Annotated in this window: 13 protein-coding genes; 7 read left to right on the top strand and 6 right to left on the bottom strand. The window is 65.0% G+C overall.

The features are described from left to right. Window positions 1–238: 238 nt before the first annotated feature. The gene (locus BLT40_RS08330; protein WP_090352640.1) at window positions 239–1,855 is read right to left on the bottom strand and encodes an NAD+ synthase; all 1,617 of its coding nucleotides are present in this window, start codon (window positions 1,853–1,855) and stop codon (window positions 239–241) included. A gap of 60 nt (window positions 1,856–1,915) precedes the next feature. Next, window positions 1,916–2,629 (bottom strand): M15 family metallopeptidase, encoded by a 714-nt coding sequence (locus BLT40_RS08335; protein ID WP_090352641.1) that lies wholly within the window; start codon window positions 2,627–2,629, stop codon window positions 1,916–1,918. 69 nt (window positions 2,630–2,698) lie between these two features. On the opposite strand from BLT40_RS08335, the gene BLT40_RS08340 reads away from it, so the two are divergent. The 5 genes from BLT40_RS08340 (at window position 2,699) to BLT40_RS08360 (ending at window position 8,200) form a co-directional block, all read left to right on the top strand. Beyond that, complete coding sequence (locus BLT40_RS08340) at window positions 2,699–3,847, top strand: DUF819 family protein (protein ID WP_090352642.1); 1,149 nt, start codon at window positions 2,699–2,701, stop codon at window positions 3,845–3,847. A gap of 13 nt (window positions 3,848–3,860) precedes the next feature. Continuing rightward, window positions 3,861–5,255 carry an SH3 domain-containing protein gene (locus BLT40_RS08345; RefSeq protein WP_090352643.1) on the top strand — a complete coding sequence of 465 codons (1,395 nt, stop codon included), beginning with the start codon at window positions 3,861–3,863 and terminating at the stop codon, window positions 5,253–5,255. 9 nt (window positions 5,256–5,264) lie between these two features. Then, window positions 5,265–6,356, top strand: coding sequence for a dipeptide epimerase (locus tag BLT40_RS08350; RefSeq protein WP_090352644.1), 1,092 nt, complete (start codon window positions 5,265–5,267; stop codon window positions 6,354–6,356). Window positions 6,357–6,368: 12 nt separating this feature from the next. Then, window positions 6,369–7,124 (top strand): L,D-transpeptidase family protein, encoded by a 756-nt coding sequence (locus tag BLT40_RS08355; RefSeq protein ID WP_090353825.1) that lies wholly within the window; start codon window positions 6,369–6,371, stop codon window positions 7,122–7,124. A 377-nt stretch (window positions 7,125–7,501) separates the two neighbouring features. After that, window positions 7,502–8,200 (top strand): zinc metalloprotease, encoded by a 699-nt coding sequence (locus BLT40_RS08360; protein WP_090352645.1) that lies wholly within the window; start codon window positions 7,502–7,504, stop codon window positions 8,198–8,200. 177 nt (window positions 8,201–8,377) lie between these two features. On the opposite strand, the gene sucD is transcribed toward BLT40_RS08360, so the two are convergent. Continuing rightward, the gene (gene sucD / locus BLT40_RS08365; RefSeq protein ID WP_036110573.1) at window positions 8,378–9,250 is read right to left on the bottom strand and encodes a succinate--CoA ligase subunit alpha; all 873 of its coding nucleotides are present in this window, start codon (window positions 9,248–9,250) and stop codon (window positions 8,378–8,380) included. 13 nt (window positions 9,251–9,263) lie between these two features. Continuing rightward, complete coding sequence (gene sucC, locus BLT40_RS08370) at window positions 9,264–10,424, bottom strand: ADP-forming succinate--CoA ligase subunit beta (RefSeq protein ID WP_036110570.1); 1,161 nt, start codon at window positions 10,422–10,424, stop codon at window positions 9,264–9,266. 294 nt (window positions 10,425–10,718) lie between these two features. Between sucC and BLT40_RS08375 the strand changes: the two genes are divergently transcribed. Together BLT40_RS08375 and BLT40_RS08380 are read left to right on the top strand one after the other, a co-directional pair. Further along, window positions 10,719–12,341 carry a sensor histidine kinase gene (locus BLT40_RS08375; protein ID WP_090352646.1) on the top strand — a complete coding sequence of 541 codons (1,623 nt, stop codon included), beginning with the start codon at window positions 10,719–10,721 and terminating at the stop codon, window positions 12,339–12,341. Window positions 12,342–12,408: 67 nt separating this feature from the next. Continuing rightward, entirely contained in the window at window positions 12,409–13,815 is a 1,407-nt protein-coding gene (locus BLT40_RS08380) for a sigma-54-dependent transcriptional regulator (RefSeq protein ID WP_090352647.1), read from the top strand. A 7-nt stretch (window positions 13,816–13,822) separates the two neighbouring features. Here BLT40_RS08380 and BLT40_RS08385 read toward each other — a convergent pair whose 3' ends face one another. Together BLT40_RS08385 and BLT40_RS08390 are read right to left on the bottom strand one after the other, a co-directional pair. Continuing rightward, window positions 13,823–14,230: a hypothetical protein gene (locus BLT40_RS08385; RefSeq protein WP_143025855.1), complete on the bottom strand. Its 408-nt coding sequence runs from the start codon at window positions 14,228–14,230 to the stop codon at window positions 13,823–13,825. A gap of 76 nt (window positions 14,231–14,306) precedes the next feature. Next, window positions 14,307–15,869 carry an ATP-binding response regulator gene (locus BLT40_RS08390; protein WP_090352649.1) on the bottom strand — a complete coding sequence of 521 codons (1,563 nt, stop codon included), beginning with the start codon at window positions 15,867–15,869 and terminating at the stop codon, window positions 14,307–14,309. Window positions 15,870–15,893 lie beyond the last annotated feature (24 nt).

Genomic DNA, 15,893 nt, shown 5'->3' on the forward strand with positions numbered 1-15,893 from the left:
CAGGGATGACCGGCCGTTTTCGGGGAGGCAGGGACAGCCGACTCGAAAACCCCCAGTCGGAGCCCGACCCGGCCGAAGGCCATTGATATACGGCGGCGGTAGCCGCCTTTCCCTGAGGGGTCGCCGCAGGCGTGGCCTCGAGGGTCACCCCCGCCGGCTCTCCAACGCGACACGACACGCCGCGACAAACCAACCGCGATGGCGCAAGCCGAGCCTTCAGCTCTTCGCTCTAAGTGACTTACCGCCACCCCGAAGTAATCGGATACCGCCGCTCGCGTCCGAAAGCCTTGGTCGTGACGCGCGGCCCCGGAGCCGCCTGACGGCGCTTGAACTCGTTGATGAAAACCATGCGGATTACGCGACGCACCGTGGCATCGTCGTGGCCGGCGGCGATGATGTCTTCCGCCGAGGCCTCGCCTTCGATGAAGTGCTCGAGAATCGCATCGAGTTCATCGTACGGCGGCAGGGAATCCTGATCGGTCTGCTCGTGGCGCAGTTCCGCCGACGGCGGACGCTCGATCACGGCCGCCGGAATGGCTCCGTCGATCGCCGAGCGCCACCGCGAAAGCGCGTAGACCACGGTCTTGTAGACGTCCTTGAGCGGCGCATAGGCGCCGCACATGTCGCCGTACAGCGTGGCGTAGCCCACCGCCATCTCGCTCTTGTTGCCCGTGGACAGCAGGAGCTTGCCGGTCTTGTTGGACATCGCCATCAGCAGCACGCCGCGGGTTCGCGATTGCAGGTTTTCTTCCGTGATGTCGGGTTTGCGACCCTCGAACACCGGCGCCAGGGCGCCGGTAAAGGCCTCGTAGATGCCTTCGATGGGTAGCACGTGGTACTCGACGCCCATGTGCTCGGCCTGGGCCTTGGCTTCCCGCAGGGACAGGTCCGATGTGTATTCGGTCGGCATCATGATGGCCGTGACCTTGTCCTTGCCCAGCGCATCGACCGCCATCGCGAGCGTCAGCGCGGAATCGATACCGCCCGACAGACCCAGCAACACGCCGGAAAAGTGGTTCTTACCAATGTAGTCGCGGATACCGCGGACGATGCCGTCATACATCAGCGCCTCCGGCGAGCGGGTGCCCGGCGCCGGCCAGTCCACGGCCGTGAGGCGACGCGTGACCGTATCGAACTCCACCGTCAGCAGCATTTCCTCGAAGGACGGAGCGCGCGCCGCGATCTCGCCATCGGCCTGCACCAGCAGCGAATGGCCGTCGAACAGCAGGTCGTCCTGACCACCGACGAGGTTTACGTAGGCGATCGGCAGCCCGGTCTCGCGGGCGCGGTCGCGCAGCAGCGCCTCACGGGTCGCGGCCTGACGCTTGTCCCACGGCGACGCGTTGATCACCAGGATCAGCTCCGCGCCGGCGTCGGCGAGACGGCTGGCGGGGTCCGATTCCCAGATGTCCTCGCAGATCAGCATGCCGACCTGCACACCCTCGATCGCGAACACCCGCGTGGCGTCGCCATGCTGGAAATAGCGCTTCTCGTCGAACACGGTGTAATTGGGCAGCGCCTGCTTGTGGTACGTCCACTCCAGGGCGCCTTCGCGTATGAGCGACGCCGCGTTGTAAACCTCGCCCTGCGCATCCGGGTAGCCGACGACCGCCGAAATACCCGTGATGGCCGGCAGCAGCGCATGCAGTTCGCGATGGCAGGCTTCGAGGAAACTGGGGCGCTGCAGCAGGTCCTCGGGCGGGTAGCCGGACAGCGTCAGCTCGGGGAAGGCTATCAGCGACGCGCCGAGGCGATCGCGCGCTTCATCGGCCAGCGCCTTGACCCGTCGCGCGTTGTCGGCGGTGGCACCGACGGGGAAATCGAACTGGGCCAGGGCGAAGCGAAAGGTGGACATCGGGAATCCGTGCGGTCGCGGGGACTGCCTATGATAAGCCACCGTCGCACCGACGCGGGCTCATTGCACCGGTACGTCGTAGATCGTGTCGCCATCGGCCGCGCCGGGGAGGCTGAAATGCCACCACTCCTGCGGATAATTGACGAACCCGCGCGCCGCCATGGCCTTCAGCAGGCGCTGGCGGTTCTCGTGCTGAAGCGGTGTGACGCGCGGATCGTCCGTATGCGCCAGTGGATCGAAGAAGTCGAAGTCCGTGCCCATGTCGAGCGGCGTGCAATGGACGCCCTCGCACCGCATCAGGGTGAGATCGACCGTCGCGCCCTTGCTATGACCTGACACCGGAGCGATGTACTCGCCCAACAACTGGTCCTTGCGCAGGGCGGGATAATGGGATGCCCTGGTGCGGGTATCGGACAGATCGCCCGCCCAGCGAACGAAGGCAGCCACGGCGCGCGCCGGGCGATAGCAGTCCCACAAGCGCAGCCGGTAGCCGTGAGGGCGCAGATCGCTCTCCACCTGAGCAAGGGCCCGCGCTGCGCCGGTGCGCAGCAGGCAAGCCGGCGCGAGATAGCCCGGCACCCTGGCGCCGGTGAAATTGTCCGGGGCCGCGTACTTCATGTCTTCCGCGATATCGGGCGCGACCTTGCGGATATCCATCAGCCCCGCGTCGGCGGGCGTACGCGCCGTCGACAGGTGCGGCGTGTCGGCGGCAAGAGAGCGCCCGCAGGTGAGCGCCAGCGACAGCAGCAGGAGGGGCCAGAGCCGGATCGTCATGTGCCCATACTGCCATGCCCATCGTGCCGCATTTGCTGACATCATGCCCCGTCGCCCGCGGAGAAACGCATGATCGAATCGGTTTGGCCCTATCTGGCCGTCATGCTGCTCGTCGCGGGCTTCTGGCCGGCGATCGAGCGACGGTTTGGCTGGAGGGTATTCGATATCCTCCCGCCCATCGTGCTGACCTACCTCAGCGTCACCGCCCTGTCGGTCGCCGGACTCTGGTCGGCATCGCCCGGGATCCACGCCGCCCAGTCGGTCATCGTGGGGCACCTGGTTCCCGCCCTGCTCTTTCTTCTGATGATCGGCTGCGATCTGCGCGCGATCTTCCGCCTGGGTCCGCGGGTACTCGGCGTGTTCGTCTGCACCTCGATCAGCCTGTTTATCGCCTTTATCGTGGCCTTCCTGATGTTCCGTCACTGGCTGCCGGGCGATGGCTGGAAACCGCTGGCGTCTCTTTCGGGCAGCTGGGTGGGCGGAACGGCCAACCTCATCGCGGTGAAGCAGGCCATCGGCATGTCGGACACCTCACTGGCGACCGCGCTGCTCACCGATGCCCTCTGCTATTCGATGTGGGTGGTGGTGCTGTTCTCCGTTGCACGCCTGGCACCGGCGTTCAACCGCTGGACACGTGCGACCTCGAGTGCCGACCTCATCGTGACCGAAACCGCACCGCGTGCGCCGGCGACCATGGACGGCGTGCTGCTTTGGCTGGGCTTCGCGCTGCTGGTGGCGGCACTGGCCCCGGGCGTGGCCGCGCTACTCCCCGTGGGCAGCATGGTCTCCGCGACCACATGGACCATTCTCGTCGCGACGGTCGCCGGTCTGATCGTCGCGCATACGCCACTGGCACGCTTGCCCGGCGCACAAGCCGTGTCGAGCGCCCTGCTGATTTCCGTCGTCGCCGTGCTCGCCTCCCAAAGCAGCTTCGCCGGTATCGCCGCCGCGCCGATCTACCTGTTGTGCGGGGTCACGGTGATCGCGTTGCATGCCGTGCTCCTGTGCGCGGCGGCGCGCGTGTTTCACTTCGACCTGTACCTTTGCGGCATCTCCTCACTGGCACACATCGGCGGCGTGGCGGCCACACCGGTTCTGGCCGCCACGTATTCGCGCTCGCTGGTACCGGTCGGCATCCTGCTGGCGCTGCTGGGTTATATCCTTGGTACCGGCTTCGGCCTCGTCGTCGCGGCCGTGCTGTCCAGACTCGCTATCTGACCGGGATCCCCGCATGCCCCTGTTTCGCCATCGCCTGCTCTTCGCTGCCCTCCTCACCGGATTTCCGGGAATGGCGTCGCTGGCGAGCCCACCACCGATCGTCGATACCGGGATCCCCGGCGTAACGGATGCCCAGCTATCGCCGGACTGGTGGATCGCACGGGTGCCGGACGCGGATCGTGTCGTCCTCGACGCGCCAGCCATCGCGGCGCTGAACGATAAGCTGCGGCGCCTCGATCCCTCGATGCACGACATCCGCCATCTGCCATCGTCGCTGACGCGCGACCAGGTCATGGTCTGGATCGACAAGGTCTCTCAACGCCCGGCCCGTGCGTTGTTCGATGCGAAAGGCCAGTCACTGCCGGCGAGCGCCATCGATTCGATACTTGCCAACGATGCGACGAACGCCATTCCTTCAGAAGTGACACCGCGCTATGGCATGGCCGTGCGTCGCGCACCACTGCGCAGCCATGCCACCGAGGCGCGCGTGTTCACGCAGCCCGTCGATACCGACATCGATCGCTTCCAGGAGAGCGCGCTTTTCCCCGGCGATCCGGTCGTCGTCGTGCACAGCAGTGCCGATGGTCGCTGGGTGTTCGCGGTCAGTGCACGCTACGCGGCATGGACACCGGCGGAGGCGATCGCCTATGGGACGGCGGCGCAGGTATTTGCCCATGCCGACGCCACGCCCTTCCGCGTCATCACCGGCGCCGCACCGCACACCGTGTTCACGCCCGAGGCAGCCGCGCTCTCGGAGCTGCAGCTGGATATGGGCACGCGCGTCCCGCTGGACACGTCGCTATCGCCAGGCCAACCGGTCAACGGACAGCATCCGTATACCTCGTGGGTGCTCAGCTTGCCGGTGCGCGACGCACGAGGCGCGCTGTCCTTCCGGCCCGCGCTGCTCCAGCGCAATCAGCCGTCCGAGGCCGGCTATCTTCCGCTCACCCGTGCCAATGTGATTCGCCAGGCGTTTCGATTCCTCGGCGAGCGCTACGGCTGGGGGCACGATTTCAACGGCCGCGACTGCAGCGGATTCGTCTCCGACGTCTATCGCAGCATGGGTGTGCAGATGCCGCGCAACACAGGCGACCAGGCGTCGAGTCCGGGTCTTTCGCACACGGCATACACGCCGAAGGACGGGCATGACGCGCGCGTCGCCGCGGCGATGGCGCTCGAGGTCGGTGACCTCGTCTACATTCCGGGCCACGTAATGATGGTGATCGGCAAGGTGGATGGACAGCCCTACGTGGTTCACGACGTCGGCGGCATCAGCCTCCGTGATGGCACCACGAGCCTGCGTCGCATCAAACTCAACGAAGTATCGGTCACCCCACTGCTGCCGCTGATGTTCGACAAGGACACCAGCTTCGTCGATCGCATGACCAGCATCGTCCGCATCCGCTGAGGCCGTGCCATGAAGATCGTTGAGATCCGTCTGTTCATGCTTCGCGTTCCGCTACGCACACCGTTCCGTACGGCGCTTCGCGAGGTGGACAGCGTGGAGGACATCGTCGTGACGGTCCATACGGACGATGGCCACATTGGCTACGGCGAGGCGCCTCCGACGGCGGCGATCACCGGCGAGACGCATGCGTCGATCATCGCAGCCGTACGTCGGCATATCGCGCCGCGTCTCATCGGCGAGGACATCGCCGATCTCAACCGCATCGTCGGCCTCATTCAGAGCGCATTGGAAAAAAATACGAGCGCCAAGGCAGCCGCGGAGATCGCCATTTACGATCTCTGGGCGCAATACCACGGCGCACCGCTCTACCAGCTGCTCGGTGGCGGTCATCCACGGCTGTCCACCGACCTGACCATCAGCGTGAACGACGTCGACACGATGGTCGCCGATGCACTGAACGCCATCGCCCGTGGCTACACCTCGCTCAAGATCAAGATCGGCAAGAACATCGACGACGATATCGTCCGGGTGCGGGCCATTCATACCGCCGTCGGCGAATCGGCGCTCTTGCGTCTCGACGCCAACCAGGGCTGGACCGCCGCGGAAGCGGTGCGCGCGATTCGCCAGCTTGAAGACGCTGGCGTGCGCATGGAACTCGTGGAGCAACCGGTGAATGCGCATGATCTGGAAGGCCTGCGACACGTCACGCGCCACGTCGATACGCCGATCATGGCGGATGAGAGTGCCTTCGGCCCGAAGGATCTGCTCGAACTCATCCGCCTGCGCGCCGCGGACATCGTCAACATCAAGCTGATGAAGACGGGCGGCATCTCGGGCGCACTGCGAATGGCGGATATCGCCGCTATGCACGGCATGGAATGCATGATCGGCTGCATGCTCGAAAGCAGCATCAGCGTGGCGGCGGCCGTTCATGTGGCCGTCGCAAGATCCAACGTCATCACGAAGATCGACCTGGATGGACCCTCGCTGTGCACGTTCAATCCGGTGGACGGCGGCGTCGACTTCGATGAGTCGCACCTTTCCATACCGCCTCTTCCGGGCCTGGGCATTCGCTCGGTTCGCGGCCTCGAGCCTCTCTGAATGGTGATCCGCATGCGTCGCCTCCCTCGCTTTCTGCTTGTATCGCTTCTTCTTTCGATCACGGGGCTCGCCATCGCGTTCGAGGCGCCCGTGGCCTGGTCGGTATCGCGGCAGATGATCGTCGTCACCACGGACAACTGGGACGCCACGCAAGGCACGCTTCGCCGTTTCGAACGCGAAGAAAGCGGCTGGCGGGCGGTCGGGTCGCCGGTACCGGTCACGATCGGCAAAGGTGGCAGCGCTTGGGGCGTGGGACTGCATCCGCCGCAGACCGACGGCCCGACGAAGGTCGAGGGCGACGGGCGCAGCCCGGCGGGGATATTCCGGATCGGCGAAGCTTTCGGTTACGCGGAACGAAACGGCACGGCGCTCCCCTACCGGGGGCTCACGGCGTCCGACTATTGCGTCGATGTCGACGGCTCGCCGTATTACAACCAGCTGGTCGATGAAAACAAGGTAGGCCATAGCGCGGTCGACGGAGCCACGGAGGCGATGCGGCGCGACCTGCACTTCAACGGCGACCACGCCTATCGCATCGGTTTCGTCATCGAACACAACGCCGGGGGACGCAAGGGCGCGGGCAGCTGCATCTTCGCGCACCTGTGGAAGTCACCGACATCGCCGACCGCCGGATGCACGGCGATGACCGACGAAGCCATGGAAGGACTGCTCGCGTGGCTCGACCCGAAGAAGAAACCCGTGTTCGTGCTGCTGCCGCGAGGCGAATACGCGCGGCTTCGTGGCGCCTGGAATCTGCCGGTGCTCTAGGGCGCCAGGTGGTCACTCATTGACCAGCGAAACGCAAGTCGATGGTGGGAAAGACGAATCGTCAGTTATCCACACCCTTATGCAGATCGTATCCACATTCGCTGTGGATAAGCGCGCTCTAGTCGCCGGGGCGGTGGGCAAAAAATAAGCAGCGCAACGCAACCGACTGTCACGCGACGGGTTTCCGGAGTTATGCACATGCTTATGCAGCGACTGTCCACACAGGCTGTGGATGAATCGCCATCGCCCCCGACTCTCTCTGTCAGCGTATGACGCGATCCACGTGAGCACTTTGCCAGCGGCGTGTTTCGCCGACAGAAGAGCCCGTAACGAAAGGCTAAGCTGCCTGGCCTGTCTTTCCAGCACACGGAACCGTGATGACTGATACGCGCCGCCTCACCCGCCCGAACATGGCCTTCGCCCTCCTGCTGACCATGTCCCTGCCGGCGCTCGCTGCCGAAGGCGACGCCAGCGCGCCGATACCGCCTCGGCTCGACATCCATCTCTTCGTACACGATGACGTCCGGCACTACATGTCGCACGAACGGATACACGCCGGTTATGTCGCGTGGTGGCTTGCCGACATGAGCAAGGTCGTGCCGTTCGCGCGCATCCAGGTGCGTTACCTGCCGCCGGTCAACGGCGTTACCGACATTCCTTACATGCACGACGCCGCGCTGGGCGAATGGACCCACACCGTCATGGCCTGGGCCGACCGCGAGGGGATGACGCCCACCCATACGCGCAAGTTCCTCCTGATCACCCCCCAGGTACCGCAGCCAGGCGCGTCAGGCATTGCGTGGCAGGGTGGCAGCACGGCGATGGCATCGATCAACGGGCGTTACCGGGTGGTGGCTCACGAGCTGGGCCACCTGTTCGGCGCCGACCACGAGCATGGTGCGGTCAACTACACGGGAGGCTGGTGGTGCGAGAGCAACATGTATGCCTCATCCCTGAGCCTGCGCGGCAACTGCTACACCTATACGCCGGAGAACCAACGGCGCATGCGGAAGTACATCATCGAAAACCCCGGAGCGGACGTCGGGAGCCGACGAGGCCCGCTGGTCGCCGACTGACGCCCGCTGGTCAGGAAATGACCAACATGAGCTAACCGCTTGCCCGCGTTGGGCATCCCCGACTTATGCACAGCGTTATGCAGGCGGTATCCACACAGGCTGTGGATGACATGCGCGCATAAAAAAACCGCGACCCGAAGGCCGCGGCTCTTTAGGCTCGCCGAAGCGAACGGGGTATTACTTCATCAGACCCGCGAGGGTCTTGCCGAGGTCGGCCGGCGACTTGACCGTGGTCACGCCTGCCTTCTCGAGCGCGGCGAACTTGGCTTCCGCCGTGCCCTTGCCGCCCGAGATGATCGCACCGGCGTGGCCCATGCGCTTGCCCGGAGGTGCCGAGGCGCCCGCGATGAACGAGACGACCGGCTTCTTGACGTACTGGCTGATGAACTCAGCCGCGTCTTCTTCGGCGCTGCCACCGATTTCGCCGACCATGATGATGCCTTCGGTCTGCGGATCGTCCTGGAACAGCTTCAGGCAGTCGATGAAGTTCAGACCGTTGATCGGGTCGCCACCGATACCGATGCAGGTGGACTGGCCGAGGCCTTCGTTCGTGGTCTGGAACACCGCTTCGTACGTGAGGGTGCCCGAGCGCGAGACGATACCGACCTTGCCCGGCTTGTGGATGTGGCCCGGCATGATGCCGATCTTGCACTCACCTGGGGTGATGACGCCCGGGCAGTTCGGACCGACGAGCACGACGTCCGGGTGCGACTTGAGCACGTTCTTCACGCGCATCATGTCGAGCACCGGAATGCCTTCCGTGATCGTGACGATGATCTTGATGCCGCCGTCGATGGCTTCGAGGATCGAGTCGGCCGCGAACGGGGGCGGCACGAAGATGACCGAGGCGTCGGCACCGGTCTGGTCGACCGCGTCACGCACGGTGTTGAAGACCGGCAGACCGATGTGCTCCGAGCCACCCTTGCCCGGCGTGACACCGCCGACGACCTTGGTGCCGTAGTCGATCGCCTGTTCGGCGTGGAAGGTACCCTGCTGTCCGGTGAAACCCTGGACCAGGACCTTGGTGTTCTTGTTGATCAGGACGCTCATTAGAATTCGCTCCTCAGGCCGCTGCGGCCACGGCCTTGCGGGCCGCATCGTTGAGATCGTCGGCCGGCGTGATCGCCAGACCCGAGTTGGCCAGGAGTTCGCGACCCTTTTCGACGTTCGTGCCCTGCAGGCGCACGATCACCGGGATCTGCAGACCCACTTCCTTCACCGCGGCGATGATGCCTTCGGCGATCAGGTCGCAACGGACGATGCCGCCGAAGATGTTGACCAGGATGGCCTTCACCTTGTCGGAAGACAGGATCAGCTTGAACGCCTCGGAGACGCGCTCCTTCGTGGCGCCGCCGCCGACGTCGAGGAAGTTGGCCGGCTCGCCGCCCGCCAGCTTGATCACGTCCATCGTGGCCATGGCCAGGCCGGCACCGTTGACCATGCAGCCGATCGTGCCGTCCATCGTCACGTAGTTGAGGTTGTGCTGGACGGCGGCCGCTTCGGCGGCGTCTTCCTGCGTGAGGTCGCGCATGGCGGCCAGGTCGGCGTGACGGAACTCGGCGTTGTCGTCCGAGTTCACCTTGCCGTCGAGGGCGGCGAGGTTGCCGTCTTCGAGAATGGCGAGCGGGTTCAGCTCGACCAGGGCCAGGTCCTTCTCGTTGAACAGCTTGTACAGGCCAAGCATGATCTTGACGAGCTGACCGACCTGCTTCGGATTCAGGTCCATCTTGAACCCGAGATCGCGGCACTGGTACGGCTGCAGGCCTTCGACGAAATCGACCTGGAAGGTGTGGATGTCTTCCGGGGTTTCGGCGGCCACCTGCTCGATGTCCACGCCGCCGTGCTTGGAGGCGATGAACGAGATCGACTTGGTGTCACGATCGGTGAGGATCGAGAGGTACAGTTCCTTCGCGATGTCGGTCGCGTCGGTGACCAGAACCAGGTTCACCGGCAGCGCGCGGCCGGCGGACTGGTAGGTTTCCATGTTCGTGCCGAGCATGCCCTTGGCAGCGGCGCGCACGTCGTCGAGACTGCGGCAGAACTTGACGCCACCGGCCTTGCCGCGACCGCCGGCATGGATCTGGGCCTTGACCATCCACTGCGAACCACCAAGGTGCTTGGCGGCGTCGACAGCGGCATCGGGAGAGTTGGCAACCTTGCCCGGCGGCACGGCGATGCCGTACTTGGCGAACAGTTCTTTAGCCTGGTACTCGTGGAAATTCATTCGATACCTCGAGCGAACGGGAGAAGCGTGTGAATGCATGCGGGCCGGGAGCGGCCTGCACGGGAGTGGGGGATGAATCGATCGATTGCGCCAAAATGACGCAATACGGCCGCGTATTTTCCCGGAAGGCGCCCCGGATGGAAAGAGGCGCCGCGACATTTCGTCGCTTTTCGCCCTTTTTCACTGCTGGAACTGCGTGTTGCCCCGGGGTCGCCGCCGCCTATACTGGCGGTCATCGAGGCCCTGGGGGGCCACCGGCGGAGAACCACCCACGTGTCCACGCCCGCGCCGACCATGGCCGCCCGCTCCCGTGCGGTGCAGACCACCGCACGCCACGAACTGTTCTTTTTCAACTACTTCCGGCTGGGCCAGGCGGCGGTCTACACCGCCCTGGCGTTCCGTCCGGAGCATATGAACTGGCCGGCGCTGCCGGAACCTGTCTTCGCCCGGGTGCTTGCGCTGGCCTACCTCTTCGCCGCCCTGCTCATGGTTTCCCGGACGCGGGGCACGTTGCATCGTCCCGTCCTCATCGTCTCGATCGGTCTGACCCTGGACATCGCAGCCGCCTTGCTCGCCCTGGTGCTGATGCACGATGTCCGCATGGGCGTGGCGATGATGCTGGCCGTCAACATCGCGACGGGCGCGCTGCTGCTGCCCTTCCGGCTGTCGATGTTCTTCGCCGCGCTGGCCACCCTGGGCATGCTCGGCCATTCCCTGTTCGACCTGGAAGCCGCCGCCAGCTCGGACCGCGAGCTGGTGGAGTACGCGCTGTTCGGTGCCGCCTATTTCGCCTGCGCATCGCTGTGCTATGTGTTGGGGCGCAACATCCGCGCGTCGGAAGCCCTGGCCGAACAGCGTGGCATCGATCTGGCCAACCTGTCCCAGGTCAACGAACTGATCATCCGTCGCATGAAGACCGGCGTGCTGCTGGTCGACGAAGGCAACCGGATCCATCAGCTCAACGAGTCGGCATGGATGCTGATGGGCAATCCTTCGGCGGAGCAGCGCGACCTGGGGAGTCTGGCGCCCGAGCTGTCGCGACGCCTGTACCACTGGCGCACGTCCGGCAAGCTGGACGAGAGCGCGACCATGCTGGCCGATGGCACCCCCGAGGTGATTCCGCGCTTTTCCCGCCTGGCGCCCAATGACGACTCCCACGTCCTGATTTTCCTCGACGATACGTCGCTGGTGTCGCGCCGCGCCGAGGAACTCACCCTCAGCTCGCTTGGCCGGCTGTCGGCCTCGATCGCCCATGAGATCCGTAACCCGTTGGCGGCGATCCACTATTCGGCGCAGCTACTGGCCGAATCCACGGACATGAACGACACCGACCTGCGTATGGTGGAGATCATCAACAACCACTGCTCGCGCCTCAACGAGATCATCGAGAACATCCTCCAGCTGTCCCGGCGCGAGCGCTCCCGGCCGGAAACTCTCGACCTGAGCCAGTGGGTGCATCACTTCGTGACCGAGTACCGCCAGGGCAACGATCTGGGCGCGGACATCCTGCGCGCGGTGTCCGGCAGTGAGCCGGTCGCCGCCGTCGCGGACCCCCAGCACCTGCAGCAGGTCATCTGGAACCTGGTCCAGAACGCGCTGCGCTACGGCCGCCTGCCCGGCGAGCCGGCGCGAGTGATGCTGGTGGCGCGGCATTCCGAAGCCGGAATTCCCATCCTCGAGGTAATCGATCGCGGCCCGGGCATCCCGCCGAAGGTGGCGGCGCAGATCTTCGAGCCGTTCTTCACGACCCACGAATACGGCACCGGGCTCGGTTTGTACCTGGCCCGCCAGATGACCGAAGCCAACCAGGCCGCGCTGGAATATGTGCGGGTCGCAGGGGGTGGCAGCTGCTTCCGGATCAGCCTGACGCCGCCGGCGCGTACCGCCGCCTCGGTCCCCCTGGCGGCCCGCGCGTGAACGCCGCGCTTTGCGCAGGCCGCCCGGGCGGTTACATTTGTCCCCATTACCGAACCTTTCGGATCCAATGAGCAAGCAGTCCGTACTGGTTATCGACGACGAGCGGGATATCCGCGAGTTGCTGACCATCACCCTTGGTCGAATGGAACTCGACGTGGACGCTGTGGGCAGCGTCACCGAAGCGCGGAATGCGCTGGCCTCCCGTCGCTACGACCTCTGCTTCACGGACATGCGCCTGCCCGACGGCAGCGGCCAGGAGATCATCGAACTGATCGCCGCCAGCCACCCGGACATGCCGGTGGCGATGATCACCGCCTACGGCAACGTCGACGCGGCGGTGAACGCGCTGAAGGCGGGCGCGTTCGATTTCGTCTCCAAGCCGGTCGACATCCACCTGTTGCGTCGCCTGGTGCGAACCGCGCTGCGTCTCTCCGAGGAGCGCAAGTCGGAAGCCGGCGCGAGGGGCGTTCCCGGCGCCGATCGTCTGATCGGCGATTCGCCGGTGATGGTCGAGGTCCGCGGCAAGATCGCCAAGCTGGCCCGTAATCAGGCGCCGGTCTACATTGGTGGCGAATCGGGCGTCGGTAAGGAACTGGTCGCGCGCCTGATCCACGAACTGGGCCCGCGTGCCGCCGGCGCCTTCGTGCCGGTGAACTGCGGCGCCATTCCTTCCGAGCTGATGGAAAGCGAGTTTTTCGGTCACCGCAAGGGCAGTTTCACGGGTGCTCACGCCGACAAGGAAGGCCTGTTCCAGGCCGCCCAGGGCGGCACGCTGTTCCTCGACGAAGTCGCCGAGCTGCCCCTGCACATGCAGGTGAAGCTGCTGCGCGCCATCCAGGAAAAAGCGGTACGCCCCATCGGCGGACGCGACGAGATCCCGGTCGACGTGCGCATTCTGTCCGCCACGCACAAAAATCTGGCGGGGCTGGTCGAGCAGGGTCTGTTCCGACAGGACCTGTTCTATCGCATCAACGTCATCGAACTGCGCGTGCCGCCTCTGCGCGAGCGTCGCGGCGACGTGCCGAAGCTGGCCGAGTTCGTGTTGAAGCAGCTCGCCGTAGAATCCGGCGGCGGCGCCCCGGGCCGCCTGCAGCCCGATGCGCTTGCCGCGCTGGAGGCGTATCAGTTTCCCGGTAACGTCCGCGAACTGGAGAACATCCTCGAGCGCGCGATGGCGATGTGCGAAGGCGATATCATCGAAGCGGATGATCTGATGTTGCCGCAGCGTGTGGCAGTGCAGACGACGGCGACTCCCGATCCGGGTGGCGCGACCCATGTCACGGCCGCTGCCGTGGCGCCACGGGCCTCCAGCGGTGCCGACGGGTCGCTCGAAGACTTCATCTCGAACATCGAGCGCGACACCATCATCAAGGCACTCGAAGAGTCGCGTTACAACAAGACCGCGACGGCGAAGAAGCTCGGCATCACCTTCCGCGCCCTGCGCTACAAGCTCAAGAAGCTCGGCATCGACTGACCGACGATCAGCCGGGACGCGAAGCGCGTCCCGGCCTTTCGCGCGTGCGGAGCCAGACCTGCCAGGCGACGTAGCCGCGGCGGCAGGCAAGCGTCAGCCCCCAATAAAACACCACCGCCATCAAGGCATTCAGTACGAGCCACCCGAAAAGTGGCCAGCCTCTGTGGAATTCGAGTTCCGGCGACGGGAGTCCAAGCCATGGGGTGATGAAGAGCGGGACGCGCATCGCTCCCCGCACGATGTCGAAGTGGATCCCTTCGACACACCGCGGAGAGTCGCACGACGTTTGCCAGAGAAGCACCAGCACCGCGAGCACCAGGTGCAGCAGGGATCCTGCGGTGAACCAAGCGATACGCGTGCGGCAAGCCATCCTTCGCTGAATGGCCTTCGCTTCCTTGTGTGTGTCCCAGTACATGAGGCACCCCGGAGAGATAATGGGTGCCCACGTTACTCAGCGACAGAAGCGCGCGATATGGAAGGATTCTGAAAAATCAGCCTGATTTCGCTTCGCTCGCCTCGAGCGCCTCGCGCACCTTGCGCAGCAACGCCCTGGACTGGATCGGCTTATCCAGCACGTACAGGTGATCCAGCTGGGGCAGTTCGTCCAGGTTCGGCGGTGAATCCGGACGTGCGAGCAGCAGTACCGCGCGGCTGTAACCGTGCTCGAGCAAGGCGGCCAGCGTGCGCACGCCGGTGAACAGGTTCATGTCCGCGTCCATGACGACCAGGTCGGGAACACCGTGCGCTTCGATCCACTGCAATGCCGCCGTACCACTCTGGCTCGCGCCGGCCTGGTAGCCATAAGCGTCCAGCGTGTCGACCAGCAGCGACAACTGCACCGCCTCTTCGACGACGACCAGCACGCGCTCGGCTTCGCCCTGAAGCGACGCGTCCATGATCGACGCCGGCGCCGAATCTTCCTCGTCGCTGCTCAGCGGCAGGTAAAGATGAAACTGTGTGCCCTCACCCAGAACACTGCGAACACGCATGAGGCCACCGTGACTGGCGACGATGCGCTTGCATGACAGCAGGCCCAGACCCGTTCCGCTTTCCTTCGTGGTGAAGAACGGCTCGAACAGGCGCGCGAGCACTTCCGGCGGCATGCCCAGACCGGTGTCGATCACCGACAGGCGCAGGTAACGACCTGGAAGCGGCTGTTCACCCTCGAGGAAGAAGTCATCCGCGAGGTTGGCTTGCGCCGTCTCGATGCGCAGCGTGCCGCCGGCGGGCATCGCCTGGAAGGCGTTGAGGCTGAGATTGAGCAGACACTGCTGCAACTCGGTGTGATTGCCCTCGAAGGTCACATCCGGATCGAAGACCTCCACGCTCATCTGCACCGTGCGCGGCACGCTACCCTGAAGCAGCAGCTTCAGCGCATCGAGTAAGGCGCCCAGGCGAACCTGCTCCGCACGGCGCGCGCCGCGCGCGAACGACAACATCGACGACACCATCTCGAGCCCGCGCCGGCCGCAATCGCGAACCAGCGTACCCAGGCGCCCGAGGCGCGGATCGTCGGCGTAATCCTCGAGCGTGTCGCCCGCAAGCAGCAGCGGCTGCAGAAGATTGCGAAGATCGTGACTCAGGCCACCCGCGAGCAACGCGAGGCTTTCGAAGCGCTGGGCGCGAATCAGTTCCTGTTCGGCACGGGCACGTGCACGCTTCTCTTCGCCTTCGCGCAGCGCGCGGCGCACCGCCGACGCGAGGCGCGCCGTATTGTGTTTGAGGATGTAGTCAGTCGCGCCGTTGCGCAGTGCCTCAATAGCCGCCTCTTCACCCAGCGTCGCCGAGATGAAGATGAAGGGAGTCGCGACGTCGCGCTCGCGCAACAGCTGTAGCGCACGCTCGCCGCTGAAAACGGGCAGGCTCAGGTCGGAAAGGACGATGTCCGGATGGAAGTCATCCAGCCCGGCGATGAACGCGGCCTCCTCGTCGACAAGGAGCACCTCGTAATCGAGTCCGTCCTGCTCCAGTTCGGACAGGATGAGCTCGGCATCGAACTCATTGTCCTCGACCTGAAGGATGCGCACCTTGTTGTTCTTGCCCTGCCCGCCCATGTCAGTCGCTCGGCTCGTTGGTGG

Origin of the sequence: Dyella sp. 333MFSha, assembly GCF_900102405.1 — a bacterium.
In the GTDB taxonomy this organism is placed as follows: domain Bacteria; phylum Pseudomonadota; class Gammaproteobacteria; order Xanthomonadales; family Rhodanobacteraceae; genus Luteibacter; species Luteibacter mycovicinus.